9 protein-coding genes are annotated in these 7,049 nt (G+C 23.9%); 7 read left to right on the top strand and 2 right to left on the bottom strand.

Going from position 1 to position 7,049, the window contains the following annotated elements; all coding sequences use genetic code 11:
- Nucleotides 1-123: 123 nt before the first annotated feature.
- The 3 genes from ruvC to ACWYO2_RS04240 are packed head-to-tail and all read left to right on the top strand — an operon-like array spanning nucleotide 124 to nucleotide 1,950.
- On the top strand, nucleotides 124-711 hold the full coding sequence (gene ruvC / locus ACWYO2_RS04250) for a crossover junction endodeoxyribonuclease RuvC (protein ID WP_455515252.1): 588 nt from the start codon (nucleotides 124-126) through the stop codon (nucleotides 709-711).
- A gap of 8 nt (nucleotides 712-719) precedes the next feature.
- The gene (locus ACWYO2_RS04245; RefSeq protein ID WP_455515251.1) at nucleotides 720-1,673 is read left to right on the top strand and encodes a DHH family phosphoesterase; all 954 of its coding nucleotides are present in this window, start codon (nucleotides 720-722) and stop codon (nucleotides 1,671-1,673) included.
- Entirely contained in the window at nucleotides 1,666-1,950 is a 285-nt protein-coding gene (locus ACWYO2_RS04240; RefSeq protein WP_455515250.1) for a hypothetical protein, read from the top strand. Before ACWYO2_RS04245 ends, ACWYO2_RS04240 begins: the two co-directional genes overlap by 8 nt.
- Nucleotides 1,951-1,961: 11 nt before the next feature.
- Here the strand turns inward: ACWYO2_RS04240 and ACWYO2_RS04235 are convergent, their stop codons facing one another.
- Together ACWYO2_RS04235 and ACWYO2_RS04230 are read right to left on the bottom strand one after the other, a co-directional pair.
- Nucleotides 1,962-2,594, bottom strand: a complete 633-nt coding sequence (locus tag ACWYO2_RS04235; protein WP_455515249.1) for a TetR/AcrR family transcriptional regulator — start codon at nucleotides 2,592-2,594, stop codon at nucleotides 1,962-1,964.
- Between the two features lie 37 nt (nucleotides 2,595-2,631).
- Nucleotides 2,632-3,315, bottom strand: a complete 684-nt coding sequence (locus ACWYO2_RS04230) for a copper homeostasis protein CutC (RefSeq protein ID WP_455515248.1) — start codon at nucleotides 3,313-3,315, stop codon at nucleotides 2,632-2,634.
- Between the two features lie 124 nt (nucleotides 3,316-3,439).
- Here ACWYO2_RS04230 and tpx point away from each other — a divergent pair, with 124 nt between their 5' ends.
- The 4 genes from tpx to ACWYO2_RS04210 form a co-directional block, all read left to right on the top strand.
- Nucleotides 3,440-3,946, top strand: a complete 507-nt coding sequence (tpx, locus tag ACWYO2_RS04225) for a thiol peroxidase (protein WP_455515247.1) — start codon at nucleotides 3,440-3,442, stop codon at nucleotides 3,944-3,946.
- Nucleotides 3,939-4,859 (top strand): tRNA dihydrouridine synthase, encoded by a 921-nt coding sequence (locus ACWYO2_RS04220; protein WP_455515246.1) that lies wholly within the window; start codon nucleotides 3,939-3,941, stop codon nucleotides 4,857-4,859. The genes tpx and ACWYO2_RS04220 overlap by 8 nt, the downstream gene beginning before the upstream one ends.
- A 98-nt stretch (nucleotides 4,860-4,957) precedes the next feature.
- Nucleotides 4,958-6,043 (top strand): tRNA 2-thiouridine(34) synthase MnmA, encoded by a 1,086-nt coding sequence (gene mnmA, locus ACWYO2_RS04215; protein WP_455515253.1) that lies wholly within the window; start codon nucleotides 4,958-4,960, stop codon nucleotides 6,041-6,043.
- 13 nt (nucleotides 6,044-6,056) lie between these two features.
- Nucleotides 6,057-7,049 (top strand): hypothetical protein (locus ACWYO2_RS04210; RefSeq protein ID WP_455515245.1); only part of this gene is annotated, 993 nt, incomplete at its 3' end.

The following is a 7,049-nucleotide window of genomic DNA, read 5'->3' as shown; positions in this document are numbered from 1 at the left end:
AACTAGATATATTAGTGTTTTTAATTAAAAAAATTATATTAAAAATACGATTTGTTTCTCTTTGTGAATTTATTTGAATAAAGTTTAAAAATAAAGTATAATATCATTTAGAAAGAGGTGAATATGGGAGTTTTAGGGATAGATCCTGGTACAGCTATAGTTGGCTACTCTATAATTGATTATAAAAATAATAAAATACAGTTAATTGATTATGGATGTATATATACAAATAAAGAAGATAGTTTATCTCTTAGATTGGAACAAGTATATTTAAGAGTTGAAAGTTTAATAAATTTATATAAGCCAGATCATATGGCAATAGAAGAATTATTCTTTTTTAAAAATCAAAAAACAATAATTAGTGTTGCTCAATCTCGTGGAGTTATAATACTTAAAGCACAATTATCGGGATTAGATATATATAATTACACCCCATTACAAGTTAAAACAGGAATTACAGGATATGGTAGAGCGAGTAAAAAACAAGTACAGGAAATGACTAAGATTATTTTAAAACTTAGTGAAATACCTAAACCTGATGATGCTGCAGATGCTATAGCTATAGCAATAAATCATATAAATACAATAAGAGGAGTTGGGGCACTACTTAATAATCCAAGAGGATTAGTTAATAAAGTTACAAAATTAAAAATGAAACAAGGTAATGAAATTACTCTTGATGATTATAAAAATATTATAAAGAAAAAATAGGAGAAGTAATGTTAAATAAAATTAAAGAAGAAATAGATAAGTATAATAATATTATATTATCAGCACATGTTAATCCAGATGGTGATGCTTTTGGTGCTTTGTTTGCTTTTAAATTTATGATAGAAAAATATAATCCAATTAAAAATGTGGATATAGTAGTTCAATATGAATTACCAAAATTTATCAAAAAATTTGAAGAAAGTAAGTTATTGAAATCAGAATATGATGAAAACGATGTAGAATTAGTTATTATGTTAGATACAGCTAACATAGAAAGAGCAGCAATTAATAATGAAATATTTAAAATAGCAAAAAATACTATAAATATAGATCATCATGTTAGTAATACAAAATATTTAAATATTAATTATGTTGAAGATATATCTTCTGCATCTGAATTATTGTATAAATTTTTAGAAATTTTTGATATAGAATTAGATAGTCAAATTGCTAAGTTTATGTATTTAGGAATAATAAATGATACAGGTAATTTTAGACATTCAAATGTTACTAAAGACACTTTTTATATATCTTCTAAATTGATGGAAACTGGTATAAATAACAGAGAAATATCAAGTATCTTATTTTCTAGAAGTGTAGGAAAAGCCAAAATTTTTGGTAAAGCTTTACAAGAATTTAAATATATTGATGATATTGGATTTGCATATTTTATTTTAACAAAATCTGAAATGGATAATTTAGGTTTGACAGATGATGAAACAGATGGTATATCAGAATTATTAGCAGGTATAGAAGATGTTGAGGTTTCTATGTTTGTAAGACAAGATGAAAATTTAAATTGGAAAGGGAGTTTTAGATCTAAAAATGTAGATGTTAATAAATTAGCTTCAAATTTTAATGGAGGAGGACATAAATTAGCAGCAGGTTTTAGATTTAAAGGTGAAATAAATGAGATATTAGATAAAGTTATAAACAAATTAAGAGGTGATGAGAATGCGTAAAATATTAATTAGTATAATATTTTTATTTAATATTTTTTCATGTTATAGTATAAAAACTCCAATGTCTAAATATAATGTTAAGGAGGTAACATCGTTTGCTTCAGAATATGTTAAAGATAGAGTTGGAGAAGTTATAGAATATAAGGATGCAAAAATTATTAAAAGAGGATATGGAATGTGGTATGTAACACTTTATGGTGTAAATAAACTACATCATTTGAATATAAATGAAGATGGGAAGGTAGTGAAATACACTACTGAAGAGTATGAAAAATAAAAAGCTACTATTTAGTAGCTTTTATCATTTATCATTTTTTCTATTATTAAATCAAAAAACATTAAAAATTCTTCTATAGGTGAGCTATTTTTCATTCTTTTTAATTTTAAACAAGTTCCTTCAAGATTGTTTAATAGCAATTCAGAATATAATACAATATTATTAGATTGGTATTTAGAGTGCACATGTCCTAAAGTTTGAAGGAATAGAGAAAGAGTATTTTCTATTTCAAAATAAGCTTCTTTTATTTTATGATTAATTTCTTCATTTATATTAGACATTTCAGAATTTAAATTCCCTAATGGAGAACCAGCATAAAAAATACTATTATCACTATTTTTTATTATTGCAATATTTTCAAAATATTTTGAAAAGAAAGATTTTAATTTAAAAATAGATAAATCATCAACTGTTTCAGAAAATAAAGATATTATTTTATCTTTTTGAAAGTCGATTACTTTTAATAAAACTTCATCTTTACTTGAAAAGTAATAATAAAAAGAACCTTTTGCAATATCACATGCTTTAAGTATATCGTTTAAACCAGTATTGACATAACCATTTCTAAAAAAAAGATCAGCAGATTTTTCTATAACAAATTCTTTTTTTTCTATTAAACTTTTTTTCTCTAAATTATTTTTCAAAATATTCACCTCGCTAGTATATTTTAATATCAAAATACTATAAAGTCAAGCTATTTATAATATTTTCTGATGTTTTAGTATAAGTTCCAAAATCAATTATATATTCATTTTTTATTGATTTAGAAAAACTACCATGTACTTCTAAAAATCCCATTTTTTTAAACTCTTCTAAGTTTTTTTGATTTATACCACTACCAGGTAATATTTTATCAAATATTTTTTTTGCTTTTATTAAATTGTCTAATCCTATTATAGCATTCATTTCATGACCTGAACTAAGAATTCTATCTATATTCATGTTTTTTAAATTTGTAATACTTTTAATATAATCAGAAGTTACATCTATTGCTCTATGAAAAATTGCTTCTTTTTTATATTTATGAGCGAGTTCTATCATTTTTTTGGTTTTATTTATATCTATATCTAAGTTATTATCAAGAAATCCAAAAACTATACCATCTACACCGAGTTCAAGAAAAGTTTTAGCATCATCATACATTATATTAAATTCATTTTCGGTATATGAAAAAGAACCTTCTCTTAACCTAATCATTACAATAATTTTATGTTTAGATAACTTAAGTGCATTTTTAACAAGTGAGAAACTGGGAGTTAAACCGCCTGTACTTAAACCTTGATTTAATTCTATACGAGCTATATTTTTAAAATTATTTGCAATAATAATATCTTCGATATTTCCAGCACATATTTCTATTTTCATGTTATCATCTCCAAATAAATATATCTAGATTATACAATATTTTGTTTGATATAACAAATAAGTTGTAATAAAGAATTGAATATAGTATACTTTAATTATAAAATAAGAAAATTTGGAGGTAAAAATGAATATTACAATGGGTGGAAATCCTTTAACATTAATTGGGAATGAGGTAAAAGTAGGAGAAAAAGCTCCTATGTTTAAAGCTATTAATAAAAATTTGGAAGAAGTTAGTTTAGAACAGTTTTTAGGTAAGGTTGTAGTTCTTACATCTTTTCCATCAATTGATACAGGTATATGTGCTATACAAGCGGCTAAGTTTAATAATGAGCTTGCTAAATATGAAGATGAAGTTTCAATAATTACAATATCAAATGATTTACCTTTTGCATTAGGGAGATTTTGTGCAGCAAATGGAATTAATAATGCTATAACTTTATCAGATCATAGAGATTTAGAATTTGCAAATAATTATGGTATGTTATTGAAAGAATTAAGATTATTAGCAAGAGCTGTATTTGTTATAGATAAAAAAGGACAAATAGCATATAAAGAAGTGGCTAAAGAAATAAAGACTGAATTAAATTATGATGCTGCACTTGAAGTTGTCATGAAAGCTATAAATGAATAATACAAAAATATATATAGCACCTATGGCAGGTGTTAGTGATTATTCTTTTAGAAGATATATGGAAAAATTTTCTGCTGACTTAATTTTTACAGAAATGATAAGTTCAAATAATTTAGCTATGTATAATACTAAAGAAATTCCTAAAATTTTGAAATTAAGAAAAGGTAATGCTGTACAAATATTTGGTGAAAATATAGAAAGATTAAATAATTGTGCAAAATATATTGAAAATATCGGGGCAGATCATATAAACTTAAATTGTGGTTGTCCTATGAAAAAAATAGTTAGTAACGGAAGTGGGGCAACTCTTTTAAAAGAACCAGATAAAATTAAACGTATTTTATATTCTCTAAGAGAAGTTTTAAAACCTGAAACAAAGATTTCTCTTAAAATAAGACTGGGCTATGAAGAAGCTAATAAACATTTAGAAATCGCAAAAATTGCTCAGGAATTAAAATGTGATCATATAACAGTACATGGTAGAACAAGAAGTGAACTTTATAATGGTTTAGCTAATTGGAACTATATTAAAGAAGTTAAAGAAAGTGTTTCTATACCAGTTATAGGAAATGGAGATATATTTACCTTAGAGGATGCAGTAGATAAAATAAGATTTAGTGGAGTAGATGGTATTATGTTAGCAAGAGGAATACTAGGAAATCCATGGCTTATTAATGATATAAAAGAATATATTATGAGTGGAAATATATTAAATATTGATGATGAAAAACGAATAAATGGGTTAATAGAGTATATAAATGTATTTAGAGAAGATAATTGTATATTTAATCCTGAAATTCGTAAGTTTATAAATTACTATTTAGAAAAAACTTATAAAAACTACAATTATGAAAAATTATTAACTTTAAATAATTATGAAGAGTTGATAAAGGGGTTAAATGAATTGAAGTAGAAGGTGCCTTAGGGTGCCTTTTTATTAAGGTTTATACTAGAAAAAAATTGAAAAAAGTTGTATAATATAACTAATAATAATAAAAAAAGAAAGTTGGAATAAATATGAAAAAAAGAGTTGTTTTAGGAATGTCAGGAGGTGTTGATTCATCAGTAGCCGCAATATTGTTAAAAGAGCAAGGTTATGAAGTTATAGGTGTATTCATGAAAAATTGGGATGAAGAAGATGAAAATGGTGTTTGTATGGCAGATGAAGATTATAAAGATGTTGTTTCTGTTGCTGAACAATTAGGAATACCATATTATTCTATTAATTTTGTTAAAGAATATTGGGAAAGAGTATTTGAATATTTTTTATCAGAATATAGACTTGCAAGAACACCTAATCCTGATGTTATGTGTAATAAGGAGATTAAGTTTAAAGCGTTTTTGGAATATGCTGAAAAATTAGGAGCTGATTATATAGCAACTGGACATTATGCTAGACTTATAGAAGATAAAGATGGTCAAAAAGTAATGTTAAAAGGTCTTGATGATAATAAGGATCAAACATATTTTTTGAGTGGATTAACGCAAAAACAATTAGAAAAGGTTTTATTTCCTTTAGGAGATTATAAAAAAAGTGAAATAAGAGAAATTGCACAAAAATATGATTTGAAAACAGCTAATAAAAAGGATTCTACAGGTATATGTTTTATAGGAGAAAGAAATTTTAATGAATTTTTGAGTAAATATATACCAGCACAAAAAGGTGATATAGTAGATATAAATGGTAAAAAACTAGGTATACATAATGGCTTAATGTATTATACTATAGGTCAAAGAAAAGGAATAGGACTTGGAAATTCAAAAGATGGAACAGGTGAACCTTATTTTGTAGTTGATAAAAAACTTGAAACTAACGAATTAGTAGTAGCTCAAGGGGATGATAAATTACTTTATTCTAAAGGGTTAATAGCTAATAATTTTAATTTTATAAATTCTATAAAATTTCCATTTGAATGTGGAGTTAAATTTAGATATAGACAAAAAGATGTGAAAGCTGTTATTAGTAAGATAAATGATGAAGAATATAGAATAGATTTTGAGGAACCACAAAGAGCAGTGACATTGGGGCAAGTAGCAGTTATATATAATGGTGATATTTGTCTTGGTGGGGGTATAATAGATAAAGTTATAAAATAACAGGAGGGATAAAATGTTCTGGAATATATTTAAGAATAAGAATACTAGTATGGAAGAAAAACCTAAAATAAAGATTTATGATGAAAAATTAAATAAAGAAATAGAAGTAGAACAAGAACAATGGATTAAAAAGTTTCTTAAACCTCAATTAAATCAAAATAAAGATAATAAAGAAATAATTTATACTTTATTAGTTGAGGCTTTAAATTATAATATATATAAGGAAATATTAGAATATAGTTTAAGATTTAGAGAAAATGATTTAGAATCTCTAAGATCAACAGAAATTATAATTGAAATATACTATAATTCAGGAGCTTATGATGAGGTTATTAATTTGTTTGAAAAATATAATGAAGATGGATTTGATTTAAGTTCTGATTTATACTATTATTATGCAAAATCATATGAAAAATTATCAAATAATTTAGAATATGAAAATGCTGTAATAGATGGAATATATAAATTTCCTAATAGTTCAAAACTAATAAAAGAGTTTTATAAATTTATGCCAAATAAAACTCATGAAGAGATTGAAAATATAAAAGATATAGTAACTAGTATATCTAATGCATATAGATTGTCTATAGATTTTGCTCTTTTAGAATATGAAAATTTAAATTATTCTAAAGCTAACGAATATATACTTAAAGCTATAAAACATTGTAATAATAATTTAGAAATACTGATAGAAATATCTAAAATTTTATTTAAATATAAACAATTTAATGAATTTGAAAATTATATTTTACCTAATTTTGAATTAGAAAATAGACGTTCAATATTTGCAAATATTATTCTTGAATATTATTCACTTACTTTAAATTATAATTCAGGGTTAGAACTGTTAAATGAAATGTATGAACGTAGAATATATGATAGAAATTCTTTAGATTTATTTTATAAATATGAAAATGATTTTTTGAAATTAAAATATAAAAATGAAAAACCTGAAGAATATAAAGAACAACAAAAAAGAATTATAAATGATAATATTTCTTATTCT

It is taken from the genome of Pseudostreptobacillus sp. (assembly GCF_977040545.1).
The sequence above is the reverse complement of the archived record's forward strand: the minus strand, read 5'-3'. Positions and strand labels throughout refer to the sequence as shown.